The organism is Facivitalis istanbulensis (assembly GCF_040560405.1).
Classification (GTDB): domain Bacteria; phylum Pseudomonadota; class Alphaproteobacteria; order Sphingomonadales; family Sphingomonadaceae; genus Sphingomonas; species Sphingomonas istanbulensis.
Map to the genome: position 1 here is coordinate 63,377 of NZ_JAVSCQ010000012.1, position 24,086 is coordinate 87,462.

Annotated in this window: 22 protein-coding genes and 1 pseudogene; 10 read left to right on the forward strand and 13 right to left on the reverse strand. The window is 66.8% G+C overall.

Annotation, left to right across the window (positions count from 1 at the left end; genetic code table 11):
- The first annotated feature begins 61 nt into the window (after positions 1-61).
- From metX to RN629_RS09455, 3 genes are all read left to right on the forward strand, one after another.
- On the forward strand, positions 62-1,222 hold the full coding sequence (gene metX / locus RN629_RS09445) for a homoserine O-acetyltransferase MetX (protein WP_407035000.1): 1,161 nt from the start codon (positions 62-64) through the stop codon (positions 1,220-1,222).
- A gap of 5 nt (positions 1,223-1,227) precedes the next feature.
- Entirely contained in the window at positions 1,228-1,815 is a 588-nt protein-coding gene (gene metW, locus RN629_RS09450; RefSeq protein ID WP_407035030.1) for a methionine biosynthesis protein MetW, read from the forward strand.
- A gap of 67 nt (positions 1,816-1,882) precedes the next feature.
- Positions 1,883-2,275: a response regulator gene (locus tag RN629_RS09455; RefSeq protein WP_407035001.1), complete on the forward strand. Its 393-nt coding sequence runs from the start codon at positions 1,883-1,885 to the stop codon at positions 2,273-2,275.
- 40 nt (positions 2,276-2,315) lie between these two features.
- Here RN629_RS09455 and RN629_RS09460 read toward each other — a convergent pair whose 3' ends face one another.
- The 6 genes from RN629_RS09460 to RN629_RS09485 all read right to left on the reverse strand — a co-directional run bounded on the left by RN629_RS09460 (position 2,316) and on the right by RN629_RS09485 (position 8,509).
- Entirely contained in the window at positions 2,316-3,890 is a 1,575-nt protein-coding gene (locus RN629_RS09460; protein WP_407035002.1) for a sensor histidine kinase, read from the reverse strand.
- An 88-nt stretch (positions 3,891-3,978) separates the two neighbouring features.
- Positions 3,979-4,581 carry a single-stranded DNA-binding protein gene (gene ssb / locus RN629_RS09465; RefSeq protein WP_407035003.1) on the reverse strand — a complete coding sequence of 201 codons (603 nt, stop codon included), beginning with the start codon at positions 4,579-4,581 and terminating at the stop codon, positions 3,979-3,981.
- 19 nt (positions 4,582-4,600) lie between these two features.
- Entirely contained in the window at positions 4,601-6,460 is a 1,860-nt protein-coding gene (gene feoB, locus RN629_RS09470) for a ferrous iron transporter B (RefSeq protein WP_407035004.1), read from the reverse strand.
- 19 nt (positions 6,461-6,479) lie between these two features.
- A complete protein-coding gene (locus RN629_RS09475; protein WP_407035005.1) occupies positions 6,480-6,731 on the reverse strand; it encodes a FeoA family protein in 252 nt (83 codons plus the stop codon).
- A gap of 112 nt (positions 6,732-6,843) precedes the next feature.
- A complete protein-coding gene (locus RN629_RS09480; RefSeq protein ID WP_407035006.1) occupies positions 6,844-7,518 on the reverse strand; it encodes a COQ9 family protein in 675 nt (224 codons plus the stop codon).
- Positions 7,519-7,534: 16 nt separating this feature from the next.
- A complete protein-coding gene (locus RN629_RS09485; protein WP_407035007.1) occupies positions 7,535-8,509 on the reverse strand; it encodes a DMT family transporter in 975 nt (324 codons plus the stop codon).
- Between the two features lie 62 nt (positions 8,510-8,571).
- On the opposite strand from RN629_RS09485, the gene RN629_RS09490 reads away from it, so the two are divergent.
- Positions 8,572-9,666, forward strand: coding sequence for an alkene reductase (locus RN629_RS09490; RefSeq protein WP_407035008.1), 1,095 nt, complete (start codon positions 8,572-8,574; stop codon positions 9,664-9,666).
- 62 nt (positions 9,667-9,728) lie between these two features.
- On the opposite strand, the gene RN629_RS09495 is transcribed toward RN629_RS09490, so the two are convergent.
- Positions 9,729-10,664 carry an ABC transporter ATP-binding protein gene (locus RN629_RS09495; RefSeq protein ID WP_407035009.1) on the reverse strand — a complete coding sequence of 312 codons (936 nt, stop codon included), beginning with the start codon at positions 10,662-10,664 and terminating at the stop codon, positions 9,729-9,731.
- Positions 10,665-10,752: 88 nt separating this feature from the next.
- On the opposite strand from RN629_RS09495, the gene RN629_RS09500 reads away from it, so the two are divergent.
- From RN629_RS09500 to RN629_RS09515, 4 genes are all read left to right on the forward strand, one after another.
- Positions 10,753-10,986: a zinc-finger domain-containing protein gene (locus RN629_RS09500; protein ID WP_407035010.1), complete on the forward strand. Its 234-nt coding sequence runs from the start codon at positions 10,753-10,755 to the stop codon at positions 10,984-10,986.
- Between the two features lie 18 nt (positions 10,987-11,004).
- A complete protein-coding gene (gene tldD / locus RN629_RS09505) occupies positions 11,005-12,438 on the forward strand; it encodes a metalloprotease TldD (RefSeq protein WP_407035011.1) in 1,434 nt (477 codons plus the stop codon).
- A gap of 196 nt (positions 12,439-12,634) precedes the next feature.
- Complete coding sequence (locus RN629_RS09510) at positions 12,635-12,973, forward strand: P-II family nitrogen regulator (protein WP_407035012.1); 339 nt, start codon at positions 12,635-12,637, stop codon at positions 12,971-12,973.
- 14 nt (positions 12,974-12,987) lie between these two features.
- Positions 12,988-14,343 (forward strand): ammonium transporter, encoded by a 1,356-nt coding sequence (locus tag RN629_RS09515; RefSeq protein WP_407035013.1) that lies wholly within the window; start codon positions 12,988-12,990, stop codon positions 14,341-14,343.
- Between the two features lie 123 nt (positions 14,344-14,466).
- Here the strand turns inward: RN629_RS09515 and RN629_RS09520 are convergent, their stop codons facing one another.
- Positions 14,467-14,886: an EF-hand domain-containing protein gene (locus RN629_RS09520; protein WP_407035014.1), complete on the reverse strand. Its 420-nt coding sequence runs from the start codon at positions 14,884-14,886 to the stop codon at positions 14,467-14,469.
- A gap of 136 nt (positions 14,887-15,022) precedes the next feature.
- On the opposite strand from RN629_RS09520, the gene RN629_RS09525 reads away from it, so the two are divergent.
- Positions 15,023-16,243: an argininosuccinate synthase gene (locus tag RN629_RS09525; protein ID WP_407035015.1), complete on the forward strand. Its 1,221-nt coding sequence runs from the start codon at positions 15,023-15,025 to the stop codon at positions 16,241-16,243.
- Here the strand turns inward: RN629_RS09525 and RN629_RS09530 are convergent.
- Entirely contained in the window at positions 16,191-17,387 is a 1,197-nt protein-coding gene (locus tag RN629_RS09530; RefSeq protein WP_407035016.1) for a glycosyltransferase family 87 protein, read from the reverse strand. The two genes, RN629_RS09525 and RN629_RS09530, sit on opposite strands and share 53 nt — an antisense overlap.
- Before the next feature lie 159 nt (positions 17,388-17,546).
- On the opposite strand from RN629_RS09530, the gene RN629_RS09535 reads away from it, so the two are divergent.
- Positions 17,547-19,214, forward strand: a complete 1,668-nt coding sequence (locus RN629_RS09535; protein ID WP_407035017.1) for a hypothetical protein — start codon at positions 17,547-17,549, stop codon at positions 19,212-19,214.
- Between the two features lie 9 nt (positions 19,215-19,223).
- Here the strand turns inward: RN629_RS09535 and RN629_RS09540 are convergent, their stop codons facing one another.
- The 4 genes and pseudogenes from RN629_RS09540 to RN629_RS09555 all read right to left on the reverse strand — a co-directional run bounded on the left by RN629_RS09540 (position 19,224) and on the right by RN629_RS09555 (position 23,864).
- Positions 19,224-20,354: a GNAT family N-acetyltransferase gene (locus RN629_RS09540; protein ID WP_407035018.1), complete on the reverse strand. Its 1,131-nt coding sequence runs from the start codon at positions 20,352-20,354 to the stop codon at positions 19,224-19,226.
- 130 nt (positions 20,355-20,484) lie between these two features.
- The gene (ppa, locus tag RN629_RS09545) at positions 20,485-21,063 is read right to left on the reverse strand and encodes an inorganic diphosphatase (protein WP_407035019.1); all 579 of its coding nucleotides are present in this window, start codon (positions 21,061-21,063) and stop codon (positions 20,485-20,487) included.
- Between the two features lie 103 nt (positions 21,064-21,166).
- Positions 21,167-23,107 (reverse strand): annotated as a pseudogene (locus RN629_RS09550) (M61 family metallopeptidase).
- Positions 23,108-23,189: 82 nt separating this feature from the next.
- Positions 23,190-23,864 (reverse strand): DUF1345 domain-containing protein, encoded by a 675-nt coding sequence (locus RN629_RS09555; protein ID WP_407035020.1) that lies wholly within the window; start codon positions 23,862-23,864, stop codon positions 23,190-23,192.
- Between the last annotated feature and the right edge of the window lie 222 nt (positions 23,865-24,086).

Here is a 24,086-nt window from a genome sequence, read left to right on the forward strand (position 1 = left end):
CGAAGGCCATAGCGGCCATGGCCTTGCGTTGCCAAGCATCGCGGCCTAGCGGATTTGCGCCATGGCCGCTTCCGTTTCCGCTTTATCCCCTGGCGACGACCAGCGCTTCGGTCTGTCCCGGCACGTCGTGCTGCCGGGGCCGCTCCGCCTGGACGGTGGCGGTCTGCTGTCGCCGGTCGAGATCGGCTATGAGACCTATGGCACGCTGAATGCCGACGGGTCCAATGCGATCCTGATCTGCCACGCGCTGACCGGCGACCAGCATGTCGCCTCGCGCCATCCCCGCACGGGCAAGCCCGGCTGGTGGACCCGGCTGGTGGGGGAGGGCAGGCCGATCGATCCGGCGCGGCATTTCATCATCGCGTCCAATGTGATCGGCAGCTGCATGGGCTCGTCGGGGCCTGCGACCATCGACCCTTCGACGGGCGAACCCTGGGGAATGCGCTTCCCGGTCATCACCATTCGCGACATGGTGCGCGCGCAGGCCATGCTGCTCGACCATCTGGGCGTCGGGCAACTGAAGGCGGTGGTCGGCGGCTCGATGGGCGGGATGCAGGCGGTCAGCTGGGCGGCAACCTTTCCCGAACGGGTGCGTGCCTGCGTCATGGTCGCCTCGACCGCGCGGCATTCGGCGCAGAACATCGCCTTTCATGAGGTCGGGCGCCAGGCGATCATGGCCGACCCGAAATGGCGGGGCGGGGCCTATTACGAGTCCAACGATCCTCCCGCGGCCGGTCTGGCGGTGGCGCGGATGGCGGCGCACATCACTTATCTGTCGGAGGCCGGGCTCACCGAGAAATTCGGTCGCCGGCTGCAGGCGCGGCCCGACCGGCCGGACGGGGCCAAGAGCTTCGGCTTCGACGCCGATTTCCAGGTCGAAAGCTATCTCCGGCATCAGGGGCTGGCCTTTGTCGACCGGTTCGACGCGAACAGCTATCTCTACATCACCCGCGCGCTCGATTATTTCGACCTGGCCGAGGAGCATGGCGGGCTGCTCGCCAACGCGTTCCGGGGGACGAAGACGCGGTTCTGCATCGTCAGCTTTGATACCGACTGGCTCTATCCCACCGCCGAGTCGCGCAGCGTCGTGCAGGCGCTCAACGCGGCGGGCGCGGCGGCGAGCTTCGTCGAATTGTCCAGCCCCTATGGCCATGATGCCTTCCTGCTCGAAGCGCCCGAGATGAACCGGGTGATCGACGGATTCCTGCGGGCCGAGTCGTGAGCGACATCGTGCTGCGTCCCGATCTGGCGATCATCGCCGCGCATGTCGCACGCGGCGCGCGGGTGCTCGATATCGGCTGCGGCGACGGCCAGTTGATGGCGGCGCTGCGCGACGGGGCGGGCGTGGATGCGCGGGGGCTGGAGATCGATCCGACCAATGTCGCCTCGGCGGTCGCACGCGGGCTGGCGGTGGTGCAGGGCGATGCCGATGTCGATCTGGCGGGCTATCCCGACAAGGGGTTCGACTATGCGATCCTCAGCCAGACGTTGCAGACCGCCCGCGCGCCGGACCAGGTGCTCGACCATCTGTTGCGGATCGGCCAGCGCGCCTTCGTTTCCTTCCCCAATTTCGCGCATTGGCGGGTCCGGCTGTCGCTGCTGTGGGGCGGGCGGATGCCGGTGACGAAATTGCTGCCCGAGCAATGGTATGACACGCCCAATATCCACCATGTGACGATCGACGATTTCCGCGCCTTCGTCCGGCAGCGGCGCATCACCGTGGAGGGAAGCTGGTTCCTGTCACGCGGTCGGCCGACCAGCGCGGCGGCGGCGAATTTCCGCGCCGAACATGCGGTTTTTCTGCTGCGTCGCTAGAATTGTGACCAAAATGGAACTTTATCTGGATCAACCCGTTAACGGGGAAAGTGACGGGAATCTGACAATGAAGCAAACCGCACTGATCGTGGAAGACGAGATATTCGTGGCCCTCGATCTGGAGCGCATCCTCACCGACGCCGGTTATGACGTGGCCGGCATCGCGGCGGACAGCCGCACCGCCTTTGAAACCGCCCCGCAATGCACCTTCGCCTTTGTCGATGTGAACCTGCGCGATGGCGCGACGGGGCCAGACATCGCGCGCCGCATGGTGGCGGATTATGGGGTGAAGGTGGTGTTCGTCACCGCCAATCCCGCACAGATCGCGACCGATATCGAGGCGCTGGGCTATATCCGCAAGCCATTCAGCGAACGGGCGATCCTGGCCGCTGCGGCGCTGGCCACCGGCCAAACCGGCGATGCGCGCGAGGATGTGGTGCCGCTCGGCCTGACTGCCTGAAGCGTCGCCGTGTCGCGAATGGCGGCACGGCTCCCAACGATTACCGACTGGGCCCTGAGTGGCTGGGCTCGGAGCGATTGGGCCCGGTGCCGGGCGAGCGGCTGAACGCGGCCTGCGGCACGTCGATCGTCACGGACAGGCCCGTGGCGCGCCAGTCGCGCTGCACTTGCCCGCCCAGTTGGCGCACGGCGGACAGTTCGACCAGCTGCGATCCGAATCCGGCATGAACCGGCGGCGCGATGAGCGTCGGACCATCCTCCTCGATCCAGCGCAGTTGGACCATCTCGCCCCGCAATTCGGTTTCCAGCCGGACATGGCCGTCCGCAAGCGACAGCGCGCCATATTTGGCGGCGTTGGTCGCCAGTTCGTGGAACAGCAGCGCCAATGGCGTGGCCGAGCGATCATCGACCGTGACATCGTCGCCCGACAGCCGGATGCGCGAGTCGGTCTCGTCCTGGTACGGCGCGAACAGGTCGCCAAGCAGGCCGTGCAGGCTGTCCTGCCGCCCCCTGGGCCGCGACTGCGGACTGTGTGGGCGGACGAAATCATGCGCCCGGCCAAGCGCGGTGATCCGTTCGCGCAGGTCGCCGGCGATCCCCGCAAAGCCCGGATGGCTCCGCGCGGCAAAGGCGATCAGGCCGGAGATGACCGCGAAGATGTTCTTGATCCGGTGACTCAGTTCCTGGCTGACGATCTCGCGCTCTTCCATCGCCAGCTTCTGCTCGTGAATGTCGGTGCACGTACCGAACCAGCGGATGATCCGCCCTTCGGCATCGCGGATCGGCAGCGCACGGCCCAGCACCCAGCGATAGGTGCCATCATGATGGCGCAGCCGATATTCGATCTGATAGGGGTCGCCGGTCGCCAGGCTATGCCGCCACAGGGTCCAGGCGCGATCCTGATCGTCCTTGTGGAACATGCCGTTCCACGCCTCGCCGTCGGTCGTGCCGGGAAGCATGCCGGTAAAGTCGTACCAGCGGGCATTATAATAATCGTGATAGCCGTCGGGCAGCGTCGACCAGACCATTTGCGGCATGGTGTTGGCCAGCGTCCGGAACCGCTGTTCGCTATCGGCGACGCGTGCCTCCGATGCTTCGACCGCGCGTTCATGCTCCCGTCGCGCGCGCCGATCCTGCAAGCGGCCCATCACCGCCGTCGCCAGGATTTCCAGTCCGCGAGCCTGGAAGGCGGTCAGCCCCTCGGGCCGGGCGTCGGGCGAGATGACGCAGATCGCGCCCAGCGGCACGCCCTCGGGCGACAGAAGTCGCGCGCCCGCGTAGAAACGGATATGCGGTGTGCCGGTCACCAGCGGGAAATCGGCGAAGCGCGCATCCAGCCGTGCGTCGGGCACGACCATCACCGGTTCGTGCGCGACCATGGCATGGGGGCAGAACGCGGTATCGCGCGGCGTCAGCTGCGCGTCGAAACCGATCGCGGACAGGAATTGCTGGGTCTCCTGCTCGACCAGACTGACCAGCGCCACCGGGGCGTGGCATAGTTCCGCGGCGAAGCCGGCGAGATCATCCAGGTCGCCATTCTCGCGATAGCCCGCCAGGTCGTAGCTGCGGATCAGCGCCGCGCGCTGTTCCTCCGAAATGGCGGATGGGTCGAACATCTCCGTCTTCCCATCCTTGCGACCGATGGCCGTATCAAACCGATGCTCCGTATCCCGCATGTCCCCACCTGGAGAAGATCCCTGTCGATCAGAACGGAACGTCGTCGTCCAGATCGTCGGCAAAGCCACCGCCCTGACCGAACCCGCCACGATTGCCGGTGTTCCCGCCGCCCTGGTTGCCCGAGCCGCCGCGGTTGCCGCCGCCAAAGCCACCACCCGACGCGCCACCAGATGCGCCGCCGCCATAGCCGCTCGAGCCGCCACCGAAGTCGCCGCCGCCGAAATCGTCGCTGCCACCAAAGTCGCTGCCGCCACGGCCGCCGCCGCCCTGACCGCCGCCGGGGCCGTCGAGCATGGTCAGCACCGAGTTGAAGCCCTGCAGCGTCACCTCGGTCGAATAGCGGTCATTGCCCTGCTGGTCCTGCCATTTGCGGGTGGTCAGCGCGCCTTCGATATAGACTTTCGAACCCTTGCGCAGGAAGCGCTCGGCGACATTGGCCAGACCTTCGTTGAAGATCTTGACCGTGTGCCACTCGGTCTTTTCCTTGCGCTCGCCGCTGTTGCGATCCTTCCACGATTCCGATGTGGCGATGCGCAGTTCGACCACCTTGCCGCCATTCTGGAAGGAGCGGCTCTCGGGATCGCGCCCGAGATTGCCGACGAGAATCACCTTGTTGACGCTGCCCGCCATGTATCAGTCCCGTTTGGTGTCAGAGGCCGGCGAAGACCGCCAGCCAGTACGTGATCCCCGCCATGACATAAGCGGTCACGAAAAGGTACCCCACCATGAAGGCCGGCCATTTCCACCCGTTTGTCTCTCGTCGCGTGACCGCGATGGTCGAGATGCATTGCGGGGCGAAGACGAACCACATCAGGAAGGCGAGTGCCGTGGGCAGCGACCAGTTGCGCTTCAGATTCTCCGTGATCGCCTTCTGCCCGCGACTGTCCTCGGGATTGTCGATGGCATAGACGGTGCCGATCGCGGCCACCGCCACTTCGCGCGCGGCCATGGCGGGCACCAGCGCCAGCGCGATGTCGCGGTTGAAGCCGATCGGTCGGACCGCCACCTCGATCCCGTTCGCGATCCGCCCGGCGATCGAATAATCGACCGGCGAGATGCCCGATCCCTCGGGCGGCTTGGGGAAGGATAGCAGGGCCCACAGGATGATTGTGGTCATCGCGATGGTGGTCCCGGCGCGCTTCAGGAAGATCAGCGCACGGCTCCACAGCCCCAGCACCACGTCGCGCAGATGCGGCCACTGATATTTGGGCATTTCCATCATGAATCCCGACGACGCGCCCTTGGTCACCGTGCGCCGCAGCAGCAGCGCGGCAACGAACGCGCCGAGAATGCCCATCAGATAGAGGCCCAGCAGCACCAGGCCCTGTAACCCGACAAAGGGCAACACCTGCCGGTCGGGGATGAAGGCACCGATGATGATGGTGTAGACGGGCAACCGCGCCGAGCAGGTCATGAGCGGCGCGATCAGGATGGTGGTCAGCCGGTCCTTCTCGTCATCGATCGTCCGCGTCGCCATGATGCCCGGCACCGCGCAGGCAAAGGAGGAAAGGAGCGGAATGAACGCGCGTCCCGACAGCCCCACCTGTGCCATCAGCCGGTCCATCAGGAATGCGGCCCGGACCATATAGCCGGTCGCCTCCAGTACCAGGATGAAGAGGAACAGGATCAGGATCTGCGGCAGGAAGACGATGACCGCGCCGACACCGGCGATCAGGCCGTCGGTGATCAGACTGCGGAACCAGTTGTCGGGCAGCGCGGCCCCGACCTCGAGCTCCAGCCATTTGAAGCCGGCCTCGATCCATTCGATCGGCGTCTGGGACCAGGCGAACACCGCCTGGAACATGACGAACAGCAGTGCGACGAGCAGGATCGGTCCGAAGATCGGATGCAGCGCGACCGAGTCGAGGATGTTGGTCCAGCGGCGGGTCGGCGTCTCTGCCACCGTCGCGGCGGCGGCGAGCTGGCGCGCGCGGCGTTGCAGCGTGACGATATCGTCGATCCGGTCGGTGGCCGCTGCGGGGCGGGGATGTCCCTCCGAAACCAGCCGGTCGATCTCGGCCCTGAGCTGGTCGAGCCCGCGACGGCGGACCGCGACGGTCGGGATGACCTTCACGCCCAGTTCGCGGGCCAGGATATCGGCATCGAGCGTCAGGCCATCGCGCTCGGCGAGGTCGACCATGTTGAGCGCGACCACGACCGGCAGGCCGAGCGCGATCAGTTGCAGCGCGAAGCGAAGATGATTGTCGAGATTGGCGGCGTCGACCACCACCACCAGCGCATCGGGACGGCGCTCGCCCGATTGCGAGCCCAGGACGACGTTGCGCGTGACCTGTTCGTCCAGGCTGCCGGGATCGAGGCTGTAGGCGCCGGGCAGGTCGACGAGTTCGACCGGGCGGCCATCGTCCAGCACGAGTCGGCCGGAATGGCGCTCGACGGTGACGCCGGGGTAATTGCCGACCTTCTGTCGCGCGCCGGTGAGCGCGTTGAAAAGGGCGCTTTTGCCGGCATTGGGGTTGCCGACGAGCGCGACCAGCGGTGCGGCGTTCATGAACCTGGTCGGCGGTCGATCAGGCCGCGGGCGCGACGCGGATCGAGGCGGCGACCCGGCGGCGCAGCGCCACCGTCATCCGGCCGATCCGGCAGGCGATGGGGCCACCACCCAGCGAGGCGCGGTGCAGCACCTCGACCCCGACACCCTCGTCGAAACCCAGTTCGCGCAATCGGCGCGCCTCGGGCAAAGCGAGCTGGGTCCAGTCGATCGCGGCCACGGTCGCGGGTTGCCAGCGGGGTAGGGTTTCGAGACTGCTGAACGTCGCCATGGCGGATACATAGTCCCCATGCGACTGATTATCAATTGCCTACTGCGATTTGGATCGGGGACGATGCGGCGAGACGATCCGGGGGATGGCGCGGGAAATCGGGCCGATCGCGTCACACCGCCGGATAGCGCAGCCGCCCGATGAAGCGCGACAGGCTCGGCCGATTCTCGGTCCGGCGAACCATGCCGGCCTTCCATTTCTCGAAGCGCATGATCCCCTCGATCCGCCGGGCCAGGAAGGCGCGGGTGTCAGCATGGCCGTCGCTGTCGTCGTTCAGGAAGGTGGCGATGGTCGCGGCATAGACCGCGAACAGCGTCGCGCGCTTGGTATAGTGGTTATAGTCCGTCGCGGTGTCGCCCGCCTGCGCCCAGATCGCATCGACCGTGCGCCAGCCGAGTCGCGCGGCGGTGGCGGCGTTCTGCGGCATGGCCAGCACGGTCAGCGCACGGCGCAGCGCCTCGCGATTCGGGGCTGTCGCGGCGAGTCGCGCTTCGACCAGCGCGGCGATGCGTTGCCGGATCTTCATCGCGGCGGCCCGTTCGACCGGCACGGCTTCGGCCATCGCGGCGTCGATCGCGGCGAACCACGCGTCGATCATCGCGACGGGGCCGTCCTTGAAGGCCAGGCGCGCGACGTCGCGGTCCACGCCCGCCGCGTCCGCCGCTATGTCGCGCGCGGCATCGCCCCAGCCGTCGAACGCCGCGTTGGCGGCGATCCCGCCCGCCAGCAGCGCGCGCACCTCATCGAGAGTCAGATCCTGAACATCGGTCATGGCAGCCCCGGTCATCACAGCCTGTGTCATCCTACAGCGTCGCTCGTCCGTCTTCCATGTCGCGCGGCTTGGCAACCATCTTGGGCGCGCCCCAGCGGACCAGCACCAGCGCGGCGGCGACCATCGCCACGCCCAGCCATTCGGGCAGCGCCAGCGCCTCGCCATAGACGACCCAGCCGATCGCCGTCGCCACGATCGGCTGCACCAGCAGCGCGAGCCCGACGACGAGCGGGCTGAGCAGTCCCAGCGCATAGATCATCAACCCCTGGCCGACGATCTGGCTCCCGATCGCCAGCAGGATCAACGGACCCCAATGATCCGGCCAGACCCGTTCGCCCAGCAGCGTGGCGAACAGGAAGAGCGGCACCACGCTGGCCATGGTCGACCATGCGAGCGCCGGGATCGGCGGCATCGCGAAGCGCACCCGCGACATCAGGATGAAATAGACCGCATACAGCATGCCCGCCAGCACGCACAGCAGATCGCCGACCAGATGGCGCGGATCGACCTGATAGCTGCGCCCCATCAGCAGCCCGGCCCCCACCGCGGCCAGGACCAGCGCGATGCCCTGGGTCCGCGACGGCCAGGCGCGCGCGACGAGAAAGCCATAGAGCGGAAAGATGAAGGTGGCCGAATTGCCGAACAACGTGGCGTTGGCCATGGTCGTCTGGCGGATGCCCATGTGCCAGGTGCCCAGATCGCCCGCAAAGGCGACGCCGCCGATCAGCAGGAATCCCCAGAGCAGCCCTTGTCCCTTGCCGGGCATGCGCGGCCGGGCCGGGCCGACAAGGGCGACCAGGACCAGGATCGGCGCGGCCAGGGTAATGCGCCAGAAGGCCGAGGCGACGGGGCCGGTATCCGCCATGCGCACGAACCACGGGCCAAAGGCGAGCGCGACATTGGCGAGGATGACCGCGACGAAGGCCAGCGGGGGAACGGTCGTCACGCCGTGGTGACGGTCGCTTTCAGGGGCATCATTTTTTCTTGGGGGCGCGGACACGGGCATGGGCCACCTTAACGCCCTATCTGCGTGGCGTCAGGCCGAAAGGCCGGAAAGGATTGCTTTTGATGCCAACGCTGTTCGATCCCATCGATCTGGGGGCGGTCCACGCGCCCAATCGCATCCTCATGGCGCCGCTCACCCGGGGGCGCGCCACGCGTGAGGCGGTGCCGACGCCGGTCATGGCGCAATATTATGCGCAGCGCGCGAGCGCGGGGCTCATCATCTCGGAGGCGACGGGCATCAGCCGCGAGGGGCTGGGCTGGCCCTATGCGCCGGGGCTGTGGACCGACGAGCAGGTCGCGCACTGGCGGCCGGTGACCGACGCCGTCCACGAGGCGGGCGGCCGGATCTTCGCGCAGCTCTGGCATATGGGGCGTCAGGTCCACAGCGCGGTCATCGGGATGCGGCCGGTGTCCTCCTCCGCGACGCGCACCGAGGGGCAGGCGCACACCTTTGAGGGCAAGAAGGACTTCGAGACCGCACGGCCGCTCGAACGATCGGAAATCCCGCGCCTGCTCGACGATTATGCGCACGCGACGCGCAACGCCCTGGCCGCCGGGTTCGACGGTGTGCAGATTCACGCCGCCAACGGCTATCTGATCGACCAGTTCCTGCGCGACAACGCCAATCTGCGCGAGGATGAATATGGCGGCGCGGCCGAAAACCGCATTCGCCTGCTCCGCGAGGTGACCGAGCGCGTCATTTCCGTCGCGGGCCAGGGGCGGACGGCGGTCCGCCTCTCGCCCAATGGCGAGAGTCAGGGCGTGGACGACAGCGATCCCGAGGCGGTGTTCCTCCCCGCCGCCCGGATGCTGTCCGACCTGGGAATCGCCTTTCTGGAGTTGCGCGAACCGGGGCCGGACGGAAGCTTCGGCAAGACCGACGTGCCCAAGCTGTCGCCCCGGATCCGCAAGGTCTTTGACGGCCCGCTGGTCCTCAACAGCGATTTCGACAGCCGGGCCAAGGCGCAGGCGGCGCTCGATTCGGGCGTCGCGGATGCGATCGCGTTCGGCCGCGCCTTCCTGGCGACTCCGGACCTGCCCGAACGGCTGCGCATCGATGCGCCCCTCAACGAGGGCGATAGCAATACCTGGTACAGCCGTGGCCCCGAGGGCTATATCGATTACCCCATGCTCGACGAGGCATCGCGCGCGGGGTGAACCGGCTGGAGCGGGCGGCCGTCGCCCGCTCCACGCCTCCGCCCCATCCTAGGCGATCGGTCTCAGGCGCTGGCGCTGCTGCGCGTCAGTGACAGGAAGACGTCTTCCAGATCCGCTTCCTTGGTCGAGACGTCGACGATCCCGAACCCGTCGGCCTGTACGGCGGCCAGCACCTGGCCCGCATTCACCTTGTCCTTGGCATAGGTGATCTCCAGCGTGCGCGTGCCCTTCAGCACGATCTTGCCGAAGCTGGCATGGTCAGGCACCATCGCGACGTCGCGGTCGACGGTGACGGCGACGATCTTTTCCTGCGCCTTGCCGACCAGTTCGCGAGTCGGTTCGTTGGCGACCAGCCGGCCATGGTTGATGATCGCGATGCGATCGCACAGCGCCTCGGCCTCTTCCAGATAGTGCGTCGTCAGCACCACGGTCACGCCCTGGTCGTTGAGCTGGCGGACATAGGCCCAGAGCTGTTGGCGCAGCTCGATGTCGACGCCCGCCGTCGGTTCGTCGAGGACGAGGACGGGCGGCGAGTGGACCATCGCCTTGGCGACCATAAGGCGGCGCTTCATGCCGCCAGACAAAGTGCGCGAATAGGCGTCGGCCTTGTCTTCCAGATGGACGGCGCGCAGCAATTCCATCGACCGCCGCTGCGTCTTGGGCACGCCGTAGAGCCCGCCCTGGATCTCCAGCGTCTCCAGCGGGGTGAAGAAGGGGTCGAACAGGATCTCCTGATTGACGATGCCGATCGACGCCTTGGCGTTGCGCGGATGCTGGTCGATGTCGAAGCCCCAGATCGACGCCGACCCTTCCGTCTTCATCACCAGCCCTGCCAGGATGTTGATGAGCGTCGATTTGCCCGCCCCGTTCGGCCCCAGCAGGCCGAAGATCTGCCCGCGCGGCACGTCGAAGCTGACCCCGTCGAGCGCGCGCTTGCCGCCCTGATAGGTCTTGGCGATGCCCTGGATCGAAATGGCGGCTTCTGTGGAGGCGGTCATGGCGCAGCGATAGGCCCGTGCGGCGGACAGGCCAAGCCGGTTTTCGGCAATTGCACGCGCGCGCGCGCCTTGCTATCGCGCGCACATTATGTTGCCGCCGCCCGAAACCACCCGCGTCACCCAGACCCGCGTCGCTTGCGACGGTGCCACCGACATTCCGGGCGGGGCCGCGCTCGGCCATCCGCGCGTCTGGCTTCAGATCGACGAGACCGGCTATGTCGATTGCGGCTATTGCGACCGTCGCTTCATCCTGATCGGCGGCCCGGCGGACGGGGTGGATCAGGCGCAGCTTCGCGACCATGGGGATGGCGCGGGCCGCTAAGCCCCCTATATCGGCGGGATGACCGCCGCCATCGATCCCCGCTCCTTCCTGTATCGCGACACGCTGGACCCCGATGCGGCGCTGCGCCTGACCGCCAACGCCCTTGCGCGCGCGGACGATGGCGAACTCTATCTGCAATATAAGCGGTCGGAGGCGTTCGGCTTCGACGACGGGCGGCTGAAGACGGCCAGCTACGACACCCATTCGGGCTTTGGCCTGCGCGCGGTGTCGGGCGAGATGACCGCCTTCGCCCATGCCAACGAACTGTCCGAGGCGGCGATCAAGCGTGCCGCGCAGACGATGGCGCTGATCGATCCCGCCAAGGGGGCCGCCGCGCCGCCGCCGCAGGGGACCAACCGGCACCTCTATACCGCGACCGATCCGCTCGACCGGATCCCCTTCGCCGACAAGGTGGCGCTTTGCCAGACGATCGACGCCGCCGCCCGCGCGCGCGATCCCCGCGTGGTGCAGGTCTCGGTCGGCCTGTCGGGAAGCTGGAGCGTGGTCGAGATCGTCCGAGCCGACGGCTTCGTTGCCACCGATGTCCGCCCGCTGGTGCGGCTGAACATCTCGGTCGTGGTCGAACAAAATGGCCGGCGCGAGACGGGCAGCTTCGGGATTGGCGGGCGTTACCTGTATGACCGGCTGGTCGCGCGCGCGACGTGGGAGCGCGGGATCGACGTCGCGCTGGCGCAGGCGCTGGTCAATCTCGACTCGGTCGCCGCGCCGGCGGGCGAGATGACCGTGCTGCTCGGGCCGGGCTGGCCCGGGGTGCTGCTGCACGAGGCGATCGGGCACGGACTGGAGGGCGACTTCAACCGCAAGGGCACCTCGGCTTTTTCGGGGCGCATCGGCGAGCGGGTCGCGGCCCCCGGCGTCACCGTGGTCGATGACGGGAGTCTCGCCGACCGGCGCGGGTCGCTGTCGATCGATGACGAGGGGACGCCGACGCGCGAGGTCGTGCTGATCGAGGATGGCATTCTCAAGGGCTATATGCAGGACCGGCTCAATGCGCGGCTGATGGGCGTCGCGCCGACCGGCAATGGCCGTCGCGAGAGTTTTGCCCATGCGCCGATGCCGCGGATGACCAACACCTTCATGAAGGGCGGGCAGGATGATCCCACCGAACTGCTGTCGCGGGTGAAGACCGGCATCTTCGCCAAGTCCTTCGGCGGCGGACAGGTTGATATCGTGTCGGGCAAGTTCGTCTTCTCCTGCACCGAGGCGTACCGGATCGAGAATGGCAGGCTGGGCGCGCCGATCAAGGGCGCGACGCTGATCGGCGACGGGCCGAGCGTACTGACCAAGGTGAAGGGCATCGGCAACGACTTCGCGCTCGACGAAGGCGTGGGCGTGTGCGGCAAGGGCGGGCAGAGCGTGCCTGCGGGCGTCGGCCAGCCCAGCCTGCTGGTCGAGGGACTGACCGTCGGCGGCACCGCGCTGACGGCGTGATTGAAATTCCTCCCCTGCACGGGGAGGAAAAGGATTGCCTAAAAATAAGGCAAATCTGGCGTCATGCCTAAAATTTGATGCGAGCACCTGCGCCGGATCCCGCGCGCAGCGCCATTCTGCACCCGCGAAGTCACAGGAATGTGAATTGGCACGGCCTTTGCGAAGCTCGGCTGGGTAACGCAATAAGGGGGCGCGGGTGAAGCTCATCATTGCCATCATCAAGCCGTTCAAGCTGGACGAGGTGCGCGAAGCACTGACCACCTTGGGCGTGGCGGGTATGACGGTCACCGAGGTCAAGGGGTTCGGTCGCCAGAAGGGCCAGACCGAAATCTACCGCGGGGCCGAATACAGCACCAACATGGTGCCCAAGATCAAGATCGAGGTGGTTTGCGCCGCCGACCTCGCCGACCGCGTGGTCGAGGCGATCCAGGCCGCCGCCAACACCGGCGCGATCGGCGATGGCAAGATCTTCATGCTGGACGTCGGCCAGGCGGTGCGCATCCGCACCGGCGAAACCGACGAAGCCGCGCTTTGAGAGGGGGGATTTCGATGAAGCATGTCACGCGACTGGCGAGCGGGGCCACCGGCCTCGGCATCGCCCTCTTCGCCGCACTGCCCGCCTGGGCGCAGGATGCGGCGGCGGCACCCGCCGCTCCGGCCGCGACGGTGAACAAGGGCGATACCGCCTGGATGCTCACCTCGACCGTGCTGGTCATGATGATGATCCTGCCGGGCCTGGCGCTGTTCTATGGCGGCCTGACCCGCGCCAAGAACATGCTGTCGACCATGACCCAGATCGGCGCGGCGGCCTGCCTCGCGATGCTGATCTGGGTGACGTACGGCTACAGCCTGACCTTCGGTCCGGATCTGTCGGGCGGGGCCTCCAACTTCATCGCCGGGCTTGGCAAGGCGTTCCTGAAGGGGGTCACGCCCGCCAGCCAGGCGGCGACCTTCACGCCGGGGGTCGAGATCCCCGAATATGTCTTCATCTGCTTCCAGATGACCTTCGCCGCGATCACCGCCGCGCTGGTGCTGGGCTCGGTGGTCGAGCGGATGAAGTTCTCGGCGGTCATGGCGTTCATCGCGGTGTGGCTGACCATCACCTATTTCCCGATCGCGCACATGGTGTGGGCGTCGTCGGGGCTGTTCTTCAAGGCGGGTGCGCTCGATTTCGCGGGGGGCACGGTGGTGCACATCAATGCGGGCGTCTCCGCGCTGGTCGCCGCGCTGATCCTGGGCAAGCGGATCGGCTATCCGACCACGCCGATGCCGCCGCACTCGCTGACGCTGACCGGCGTGGGCACCGGCCTCCTCTGGGTGGGCTGGTTCGGCTTCAACGCGGGCTCGGCGCTGGAGGCCAATGGCTCGGCGGGTCTGGCGATGATCAACACCTTCGTCGCGACCGCCAGCGGTGGCCTGTTCTGGATGCTCGCCGAGCGCGTGGCGGGGCATAAGGGCTCCGCGCTGGGTTTCTGCTCGGGCATCGTGGCCGGGCTGGTCGCGGTCACCCCGGCGGCCGGCAATTCGGGACCGTTCGGCGCGATCGTGCTGGGCGCGATCGCCAGCGTCGTCTGCTTCTACGCCGTCTCGGTGCTCAAGCCCAAGCTCGGCTATGACGACGCGCTCGACGCCTTCGGGGTCCATGGCATTGGCGGCATGATCGGCGCGATCGGCACCGCCGTGGTATATTCGCCCGCGCTGGGCGGCCCGGGTGCGGCCGATTACGACATGGGCGCCAAGCTGCTGGTCCAGATCGAGGCGGTGGCCACCACCATCGTCTGGGCGACGATCGGCACGGTGATCGCGATGTATGTCGCCAAGGCGCTGACCGGCCTGCGTGTCTCGAAGGAGGTCGAGCAGGAAGGCCTCGACCTCGGCGAGCATGGTGAGCGCGCCTATAACTGATTTCGGATCGGGAGCGGGGCGCCCAGAACCCCGCACCCCCTGATGTTCCTCCTGCGGACGACCTAAGCCCGGTGCGGCAACGCACCGGGTCTTTTTTGCATCCGCGCCGGGGGAAGGGCGCGCTTACCGCCCCTTCCGGGCGGGAACGGGCCCCGCCGCCTGCGCCGCGCGCTGCGCCGCCCTGGCCGCTTCATATTCATCGAACGTGTGCGACAGCAGCGCCTGCGCCTCCGCCTCGGTCACCTTGCCGTCCTTGTTGGCATCGGCCTTTTCGAACCACAGGTCGGTCAGCCGCTGGGCGTGGACCGCGTCGATGGACTGCTTGCCATTGCCCATGCGCATGATCGCGGCCTTCACCTCGGCCTTGGTCAGCACGCCGTCATGATTGGTGTCGCGCGCCTTGAACTCGCGCGAGAATTTGGCGGCGGCGCTGGCCCGCGTGTCGGGCGCGGCCTGCGCGGCGATGGCGGGCAGGACCAGGCTGGCGGCGATCAGGCCGGAGGCGAACAGACGGGGCATGGCAAAGGCTCCTGAACGGGTCATCACCGCCGCTCCTGACCGGCTTTGGCTGTCGGGACAATGAACAAGCGGGGAGGGACGCCACGCCGAGGTTGCGTGAGGGGCGGGGAGCGCATAGGGCGCGGGGCAAATCCATTCCCTCTTTCCGAAGGACTTTGCCGTGAGCGAAGATATCAAGCGCGTCGTCCTCGCCTATTCGGGCGGTCTCGACACCAGTGTCATCCTCAAGTGGCTGCAGCAGCATTATGGCTGCGAGGTCGTGACCTTCACCGCCGATCTGGGCCAGGGCGAAGAGCTGGAGCCCGCGCGCAAGAAGGCCGAGATGGCGGGCGTGAAGCCCGAGCATATCTTCATCGACGATCTCCGCGAGGAGTTCGTGAAGGATTACGTCTTCCCGATGATGCGCGCCAACGCGCTGTACGAGGGGCTGTACCTGCTCGGCACCTCGATCGCGCGGCCGCTGATCGCCAAGCGCCAGATCGAGATCGCCAAGATGGTCAACGCCGACGCGGTCAGCCACGGCGCGACCGGCAAGGGCAATGACCAGGTCCGCTTCGAGCTGGGCTATTACGCGCTGAACCCCGACATCAAGGTCATCGCGCCGTGGCGCGAATGGGACCTGACCAGCCGCACCAAGCTGATCGAATTCGCCGAGGCGCACCAGATCCCGGTGTCGAAGGACAAGCGCGGCGAGGCGCCCTTCTCGACCGACGCGAACCTGCTGCACACCTCGTCCGAGGGCAAGGTGCTGGAGGACCCGTGGGACGAGGTCCCCGATTATGTCTATTCGCGCACCGTCAACCCGGAGGATGCGCCCGACCTGCCTGAGACGATCACCATCGATTTCGAGCGGGGCGACGGCGTCGCGCTGAACGGCGAGGCATGCTCGCCCGCCACGCTGCTGACCAAGCTGAACGAGCTGGGCCGCAAGCATGGCATCGGCCGCCTCGACCTGGTCGAGAACCGCTTCGTCGGCATGAAGAGCCGCGGCATGTACGAGACGCCGGGCGGCACCATCTATGCGCTGGCGCATCGCGGGATCGAGCAGATCACGCTCGACCGGGGGGCCGCGCATCTGAAGGACGAACTGGCGCCGCGCTATGCCGAGCTGGTCTATAACGGCTTCTGGTTCTCGCCGGAGCGCGAGATGCTGCAGGCCGCCGTCGACCACAGCCAGGAGAAGGTGACCGGCACCGTCCGCCTGAAGCTGTACAAGGGGCAGGCGACCGTGACGGGGCGCAAGTCGCCCTACAGCCTCTATTCGGAAAAGGTCGTCACCTTCGAGGACGATCAGGGCGCGTATGACCAGCGCGACGCGGCGGGCTTCATCAAGCTGAACGCACTGCGCCTGCGTCTGCTGGGACGCCGCGACCGGATCTGATCTGGCCGCGCAGTTGAACGGCAAAGAGTGAGATCAGCGCGATCGGCGTCAAAGGGATGCCGATCGCGCTGGCCAGCATTCCCCATTGCGGGGTGACGAAGGCGATCAAGGCGATCCCCTTTTCCAGTGGTGAGGCATCGGGTCGGCCATAGGCGACCAGCGCCGCCAGCATCACGACCGTCAGGTCATAGTTGAAGGCATAGGGGAGCAGCACGAACGTCCCCGTCGCGGCCAGCAGCGCCAGGGTGGCGGGTGGTGTGCCGCGCACCGCCGCGACCGTCACGCCGATGGCGACCCCGGCCATCGCCATGCCCTGCAGCCCGTAGGCGAGCGCGGCGGGCACATGCTGGCGCAGCAGCGCGCTGGCCAGCGACGTCGACATCAGTCCGTAAAATTCCTGTCCCGGATCGATCATCCGGGCCTGCACGCCCGCGGTGACGGTCAGATATTGCGTCCACAGCTCGGATCCGAAGGCCAGCACGCTGGCCAGCACCAGCAGCCCGACGGTCAACGCCGCCGTCGCGATGGTGCGCCAGTCGCCGCGCAGCAGCAGGATGATCGGGACCAGCACCGCGACATGTGGTTTGAGCACCATCAGCCCGAAACAGAGCCCCGCCCATCGCGGACGATGCGGCAGCCAATGCCAGCCGGCCAGAAAGAGCGCGCCGATCAGGAATCCGTAATGCCCGGCCCAGATGTTCATCGTCGCTGCCGGGGTCAGCAGCAGCAACCAGTGCGCCCTGCCGTCCGGTAGCCAGGAGCGAGCCGCCAGCGCGAAGAGCAACCCGGTTCCGACCAGCCACGACGCCAGCGCCATGCCATAGGGCATCAACGCAAAGGGGATGTCGAGGAACAGCGCGATCGGGGGATAGGAATAGTTGTGGACGCCTGCCGTCCCGTACAAAGCATGTTCGAAACCGCGATAGCGATCGACGTCGTACAGCAGGTCAAGCTGTCCGGTCAGCGCAAGCTTTCCGCCGGTCCAGACATTGGCGAAATCGCGGCCCCACATCTCGGACAGACCGATCATGCCATGATCGGACGCGCGATAGTCGAGGATGAACAGGGTCATCACGATCAGGCTGCCGACGATCCATGTCAACGGAGAGGGCAGCGGCAGCCGGGCGGGGGGCGTCTCGTCCATGAACCCTCGCTAGACCCGATCGATTGAGGAAGCGTTGATGGGCGGCCGCGCGCCGTGACCCAGGACGCGCGCGATCGGCGTCAAGATCGTATGCGGTCCGTCGCGTTCGATGGGCGCGATGCTTGTCGGACGCCCCTTCCGTCCGCTAGGCACCGTCCCATGAATGGGGGAAAGCTCAACTGGTGGCAGACGCGGTGGTTCGTCGCCGCGATGGCATTGCTCGCTGCCGTGCCGCTCATCTGGCCGACCGTGCCGCCCTTGGTCGATCTGCCGGGCCATATGGGCCGGTATCGTGTCCAGCTGGAATATGCGCACCAGCCCTGGCTGGCCGACTGGTATCATTTCGAATGGCAGCTGATCGGCAATCTGGGCGTCGACCTGCTGATCGAACCGCTCGCGCCGATCTTCGGGCTGGAACTGGCGGTCAAGCTGATCGTCATCGCCATTCCCGTGCTGACCGTCACCGGCCTGCTGTGGATCGCGCGCGAGGTGCAGGGGCGGATTCCCGCCACCGCGCTGTTCGCGCTGCCGCTGGCCTATAGCTATCCGTTCCAGTTCGGGTTCGCGAACTTCGCGCTGTCGATGGCGCTGGCGCTCAACCTGTTCGCGCTCTGGCTGCGCATGGGGCGGCTGGGCGCGGTGAAGCTGCGGGCGATCCTGTTCGTGCCGCTGTCGTGCATCCTGTGGGTCGCGCACACCTTTGGCTGGGGCGTGCTCGGCGTGCTGGCCTTTTCGGCCGAGTTGATCCGGCAGCATGACATGCGGCGCGCGCGTGGCGCCAGCGGGCTGAAGGGCTGGATCGAATCCGCCTTCCATGCCGGGATCGGCTGTATCCCGCTTGCGCTGCCCATGGTGCTGATGGTGCTGTGGCGCTCGGGCGATCATGTCACCGGCAAGACCACCGACTGGTTCAACTGGCGGTGGAAGATCAACTGGGTGACGATGGTGCTGCGCGATCGCTGGATGGCGTTCGACCTCGCCTCGGTCACCGTGCTGTTCCTGGTGCTGCTCAAGGGCGTGCGCGACGAGCGGGTGGAATATTCGCGCAACCTGGTGCTGTCGGCGGCGTTCCTGGCGGTCGTCTATCTCCTGTTGCCGCGTATCGTCTTCGGTTCGGCCTATGCCGATATGCGGCTGGCCCCTTATGTCCTGGCGATCGCGCTGATCGCGCTGCGGCCGCGGCGCGGGCTGTCGCTGCGCGGCGCCTCGACGCTGGCGGTGGTCGGGTTGCTGTTCTTCGGCGTCCGGATCGCCGCGACGACGGTCAGCTATATGATGTACAGCAACGATTATGATCGTGTGCTGACGGCGCTGGATCATGTGCCGCCGCGCGCGCGGCTGCTGACCTTTGTCGGGCGCCAATATTGCGCCGATGTCTGGCCCTCCAGCCGGCTGGAGCATGTCGCGGGGCTCGCGCTGGAGCGCAAGCTGGCCTATGCCAACGACCAATGGTCGATGGCGGGCGGGCAACTCCTGACCGTGCATTATGCCCAGGCCAAGCGGTTCGCGCATGATCCGTCGGAGATCGTGACCCAGCGCCGCTGTCGCGGGCAATGGTGGCGGCCGATCGACACCGCGCTGAAGCTGATGCCGCGCGACGCGTTCGACTATGTCTGGCTGGTCCATCCGCCGCGCTATGACGCGGCGCTGACCCGAGGGCTGACGCCGATCTGGCAGTCCGGTCGCGATGTGCTGTACCGGATCGACGATCGCCGTCCGATCATCGATCCGGCGGCCTATGAACTGCTGAGCAAGCCCCTGCCCAATGAGGATCATCGCGTGGTCCCCGCCCGGCGCAGCACGTTGCCGGACAAGGACGACGACTGACCGACCGGCTCACCCCCGCCGAAAGGGGGTGAGTTCGCCCAGATACTCGCTTTCCGCCTCGATCGCGGCGCGTTCGCGGGTCACGAACTCGGCGACCGCGCGGCGGAAGGCGGGGTGGGGGATGTAATGCGCCGACCAGGTCGGCACCGGGGCATAGCCGCGCGCCAGCTTGTGTTCGCCCTGCGCGCCCGCCTCCACCGTCGACAGCCCGCGCGCGATGGCGGCGTCGATCGCCTGGTAATAGCAGAGTTCGAAATGGAGGAACGGCACCTCCTCCACCGCGCCCCAATAGCGGCCGTACAGCGTGTCCGTGCCGATCAGGTTGAGCGCGCCCGCGATCGGCACCCCGTCGCGCTCGGCGAGGATCAGCAGCAGCGCGTCGCCCATCGTCTCGCCGATCCGGTCGAACGCCGCGCGGGTCAGATAGGGCCGGCCCCATTTGCGGCTGCCCGTATCCTGATAGAAGGTCCAGAAGGCGTCCCAATGCTCGGGGCGGATGGCATCGCCGCTCAAATGGCGGATGGTCAACCCTTCGACGGCGGCCGCGCGTTCCTTGCGGATCGCCTTGCGCTTGCGGCTGGCGAGTGCATCCAGAAAATCGTCGAACCGGGCATAGCCGTCATTGCGCCAGTGGAACTGCACGCCCTCGCGGATCAGCCAACCGGCCTGCTCGAACCATGGGAGCTGGTCGGGGGTGACGAAGGTGACATGCGCCGAGGATAGCTCGTTCTGGTCGGTCACCGCCTCGATCGCACCGATCAGCGCGGGGGCGAGCGCGGGATCGCGCAGCAACAGCCGCGGACCGGGCACCGGCGAGAAGGGCGATGCGATCAGGAGCTTGGGATAATAGCGCCCGCCCGCCCGTTTCCAGGCCTCGGCCCAGCCCTGGTCGAACACATATTCGCCCTGGCTATGCGTCTTCAGATAGGCCGGGGCGATGGCGGCGGGATAGCCATCGGCGCCGTCGATCACGATCGGTGCGGGCGTCCAGCCGGATTGGCCGCCCACGCTGCCCGATCGTTCGAGCGCGCTCAGCAAGGCATGGGATACGAACGGATTGGCGGTCCCCGCGCATGCGTCCCAATCCTGGGCCGAGAGGGCGGAAACGCCGGACAGGATACGCGCGGTCGCGGTGGTCATCGCCGCCGGATATGCGGTGGCATGGCGGATGCGGCAAGGGCCGAGCCGCAACGAAAAACGCCCCGGTGACGATCACCGGGGCGCTTTGGGCAGGCCACTGTCCCGGCAAGCGCCGGGGGGGAAGGGGCGATTATGCGCGGCCGGGCACGTCGTGGTCGTGCGGCTCTTCGCCCTTGGCCTTGGCGTCCTCATAGCGCGCGATCGCTTCGAGGACGATGCGGCGTGCTTCGTCACGGTCGCCCCAGGTGCCGATGCGCACCCACTTCTTCTTCTCCAGGTCCTTATAGTGGGTGAAGAAGTGCTCGATCTGCTGGAACACGATCTCGGGCAGGTCGTCGCGACCGCCGACATTCGAATAATAAGGGAAGGTCGAATCGACCGGCACGCAGACCAGCTTCTCGTCGCCGCCGGCTTCGTCTTCCAGGTTCAGCACCGCGATCGGACGCGCCCGCACGACGCAGCCCGGAATGAAGGGCGTGCGCGACACGACCAGCGCGTCGAGCGGATCGCCGTCGGGCGACAGCGTGTGGGGCACGAAGCCGTAATTGGCCGGATAGCGCATCGGCGTGTGCAGGATGCGGTCGACGAACAGCGCGCCGGACGCCTTGTCGAACTCATATTTCACGGGCTCGCCGCCGGTCGGAACTTCGATCACGACGTTGAGGTCATCGGGCGGGTTCTTGCCGACGGGAATGAGGTCGATACGCATCGATCAGTCTTTCTTTGCCAGATGGCCGGAACGGCAGGGTTCCGGTGGAAAAACAATGGCGGGCGCAATAGCCCAACCCGCCATGCCCTGTCGATAGATGTCGTCAGCGCGCCGTCAGAAGACGATCCAGCCCGGTTTCGCCCGTGCCGACCTTTTCCAGATGGGGATAACGCGGACCGCCGGTATAGCCGAGCGTGACGTCGCGGAAGCGATCCTGGTTCTTTATCACCAACTTGACCGGCCTGGCCGGATCCTTGGCGGCGACGATCGCGGCTTTCAGGCGATCCCCCGAATAGGCTTCGCCGTTCACCGCCTGGATCTGGGTGCCGACATCGATGCCCGCCTTGAACGCCGGGCTGTCCCAGATCGCGCTGGTCACCTCGCCGCCGTTCGACACGACCATGCCCAGCGAATAGCTGACATCGGTGCCGCGGCTCTTTTCGGCCTGCTTGAAGCTCGGCGAGGGCTGGTCGGTATAGACCAGCTTGTAGCCGTTCATCGCAAAGCCCTGAATCGGCGCGGGCTGGCCGGTTTCGGTGATCCGACGGTGCAGGAAGTCCGCCCAGTCATAGGGCACGATCCTGTTCAGCGTCTCGGCCACATCGTCGAATGTGTAGGTGACCTCACCCCAGTCGCCGTTGCGGATGCCGAAAAAGGTCTTGGCGAAATCGTCGATCGACTTGGTACCGCGCGACTTCTGGCGCAGCATCGCGTCGACTTCCATCCACACCATCAGGCCTTAATTGTAATAATCCTCCGACCGCTGCCAGCTGGTCCAGCCCTTGGGCTTGCGGGCGGAGATGATGGGATCATTGGTGGTGTCGACCAGGTTGCGCCACTGGCGCGCGGGCGCGGTGTCGTAGATCGCCAGGATCGAGGCATATTGGTCCAGCGTGTCCTGCTTGGACACCATGCCCGACCGCGCCTGGAGCACATAGCCCCAGAATTGCGTCTGCCCCTCATAGACCCAGAGCAGCGAGTCGCGCATCGGGGTGCGGAAATCGGGGGTCCACAGGTCGGCGCCGCGCCGGAACTTGCCGTCCCAGCTATGGGTGAATTCGTGCGGCAACAGGTTGCGGCGGCCCGGCCCCGAATCCCAATCGGTGAAATAGCCCGGGGTCACGCCGTTTTCGGACGAGCGGTGATGCTCCAGCCCGATCCCGCCCAGCCGGTCGCTGATCGACAGCAGGAATTCATAATGATCGAAATGATGCGCGCCGAAGGTCTTTTCGGCCTGTTCGACCAGGCGGGTGTGCGCCGCGATCTGTTCGGGCTTGGCGGCCAGTTCGCCGGGATTGTCGGCAAAGACGTTCAGCCTGACGTCGGGCGTCAGCGGGAAGACCTTGCCATATTTGCCTGCCAGCACCGGGGAATCGACCAGGATCTCGTAATTGGTCGTGTCATAGGTGTAGGTCGAACCCGACGCCCTGGCGGGCACCGCGCCCGCCGCCGTCCAGCCGGTGGGGAAGGTCGCGGTCATCTGGATCGGGATCTGGCGGGTATAATAGCCGGCCGGGTAGAGGCTGACCGAATTGGGTTGCAGCGAGATCATCGTCGGGGTGACGGCGATGCGCCCCTGGTCGGACTTGGTCGCCGACAGGAACTGGAACGCGACATCGAGCTGCGTGGCCCCGGCGGGCACGTCGATGTGAAAGGCGAAGACGTCGACCGGGTCGCGCGTCCAGGGCAGGACGCGTCCGTTCGCGCGGATGACGAGGCCCGCCAGCTTCTCGATCTCGCCGCGCGGGGTATGCGCGCCGGGCAGCCATTTGGGGAACAGCAGCGCCATCGGCCCCGCCTTGGCGACCGGGATCGTCTCCTTCACGCGGAAGATGCCGCGATCGGTGTCGGTCGCGTCGACGACCAGCTTGATCGTGCCGGGATAGGGCGTGTCGACCGCATCGGGGATGGTGTTGACGAAGGGCGCTTGTGCGACCGGCGCGGAATTGCCCGCAGGCACCTGGGCCTGGGCGGCGGACGGGGCGAGGGCGGTGGCAAGGGCGGCGGAAGCGAGCAGGGACGCGACGGACACGGGACGGATCATGGACGGCCTTTTGCGGCGAAAGGAGAGGCAGGCAGGTTAGGCACCCGATGGGCCGGTCGTCCAGACCCTTTTGCCCGGGGCGCTATCCGCCCCCGCCCAGCACGTTCACCGTGAAGGCGATGACCCCCAGATTGAAGACGAACGCCGCCAGGCACTGGCCTGTTACCACCCGCCGCATCCGGCGCGAGGCGATGGAGACGTCCGATGTCTGGAAGGTCATGCCCAGCGTCACCGAGAAATAGAGGAAATCCCAATAATCGGGTTCGGCCGTGTCGGGAAATTGCAGGCCCGCCGCATCGCCTTCCTCGCCCGCGCTGTAGAAGAGGTGGGCATAATGCAGCGCGTAGACGATGTTGGAGAACAGCCAGGCGAGCATCAGCGTGGCGACGACCAGCACGACGGTGACGATGCTGGTCCGCTCGCGCAATTCGCCGCCGACCGCGACCAGGATGATGAACAGCACGATACCGGAGAAGACCAGAAGGACGGCGCGATTGGCATCGTTCTGCGCCGCCCGCCGCCGCATCCGCGCCGCCTGTCCCTGCCGCAGCAGCGGGATGAGCGACAGGTTGAAGAGAATCGCGGCGATGTCGAATCCCGCCAGCATTCCGCGCGTCTTGCCCAGTGCAGGGATGAGCGCGGCGCAGGCCACGATCAGCACCAGCGCGAAGGCGACGAACCGCGGCGGCGCGATCCGCTGGCCGATCCGGCTTTGCAGGCGTTGCCAGCGGGTGGTGGGCCAGCGGGTGGTGGTCATAGGGGTGATGTAGCGGGCGGCGGGCGGTCTTGGCTATGGTCGAAGGCGACGATGCCCGCCGCAAGGGCATCCGGGTTGAATCCGGCTGGCCGATGATCGCTCATGCGACGGTCATGCGTAGCAGCGCGCATGGTCACAAGGGGACGATCCGGCGCGCCTGCCTTGTCGGAACGGGATCGCCGTCATGGCCGACATGGAGCGGCGCGGCGCGCGCCCTGACTC

Bases quoted from the DNA above. Each gene is read 5' to 3' on its own strand.
- metX (WP_407035000.1), top strand. From the start codon at position 62: ATGGCCGCTTCCGTTTCCGCTTTATCCCCTGGCGACGACCAGCGCTTC.
- RN629_RS09455 (WP_407035001.1), top strand. From the start codon at position 1,883: ATGAAGCAAACCGCACTGATCGTGGAAGACGAGATATTCGTGGCCCTC.
- RN629_RS09460 (WP_407035002.1), bottom strand. From the start codon at position 3,890: ATGTTCGACCCATCCGCCATTTCGGAGGAACAGCGCGCGGCGCTGATC.
- ssb (WP_407035003.1), bottom strand. From the start codon at position 4,581: ATGGCGGGCAGCGTCAACAAGGTGATTCTCGTCGGCAATCTCGGGCGC.
- feoB (WP_407035004.1), bottom strand. From the start codon at position 6,460: ATGAACGCCGCACCGCTGGTCGCGCTCGTCGGCAACCCCAATGCCGGC.
- RN629_RS09475 (WP_407035005.1), bottom strand. From the start codon at position 6,731: ATGGCGACGTTCAGCAGTCTCGAAACCCTACCCCGCTGGCAACCCGCG.
- RN629_RS09480 (WP_407035006.1), bottom strand. From the start codon at position 7,518: ATGACCGGGGCTGCCATGACCGATGTTCAGGATCTGACTCTCGATGAG.
- RN629_RS09485 (WP_407035007.1), bottom strand. From the start codon at position 8,509: ATGCCCGTGTCCGCGCCCCCAAGAAAAAATGATGCCCCTGAAAGCGAC.
- RN629_RS09490 (WP_407035008.1), top strand. From the start codon at position 8,572: ATGCCAACGCTGTTCGATCCCATCGATCTGGGGGCGGTCCACGCGCCC.
- RN629_RS09495 (WP_407035009.1), bottom strand. From the start codon at position 10,664: ATGACCGCCTCCACAGAAGCCGCCATTTCGATCCAGGGCATCGCCAAG.
- RN629_RS09500 (WP_407035010.1), top strand. From the start codon at position 10,753: ATGTTGCCGCCGCCCGAAACCACCCGCGTCACCCAGACCCGCGTCGCT.
- tldD (WP_407035011.1), top strand. From the start codon at position 11,005: ATGACCGCCGCCATCGATCCCCGCTCCTTCCTGTATCGCGACACGCTG.
- RN629_RS09515 (WP_407035013.1), top strand. From the start codon at position 12,988: ATGAAGCATGTCACGCGACTGGCGAGCGGGGCCACCGGCCTCGGCATC.
- RN629_RS09520 (WP_407035014.1), bottom strand. From the start codon at position 14,886: ATGACCCGTTCAGGAGCCTTTGCCATGCCCCGTCTGTTCGCCTCCGGC.
- RN629_RS09530 (WP_407035016.1), bottom strand. From the start codon at position 17,387: ATGGACGAGACGCCCCCCGCCCGGCTGCCGCTGCCCTCTCCGTTGACA.
- RN629_RS09535 (WP_407035017.1), top strand. From the start codon at position 17,547: ATGAATGGGGGAAAGCTCAACTGGTGGCAGACGCGGTGGTTCGTCGCC.
- RN629_RS09540 (WP_407035018.1), bottom strand. From the start codon at position 20,354: ATGACCACCGCGACCGCGCGTATCCTGTCCGGCGTTTCCGCCCTCTCG.
- ppa (WP_407035019.1), bottom strand. From the start codon at position 21,063: ATGCGTATCGACCTCATTCCCGTCGGCAAGAACCCGCCCGATGACCTC.
- RN629_RS09555 (WP_407035020.1), bottom strand. From the start codon at position 23,864: ATGACCACCACCCGCTGGCCCACCACCCGCTGGCAACGCCTGCAAAGC.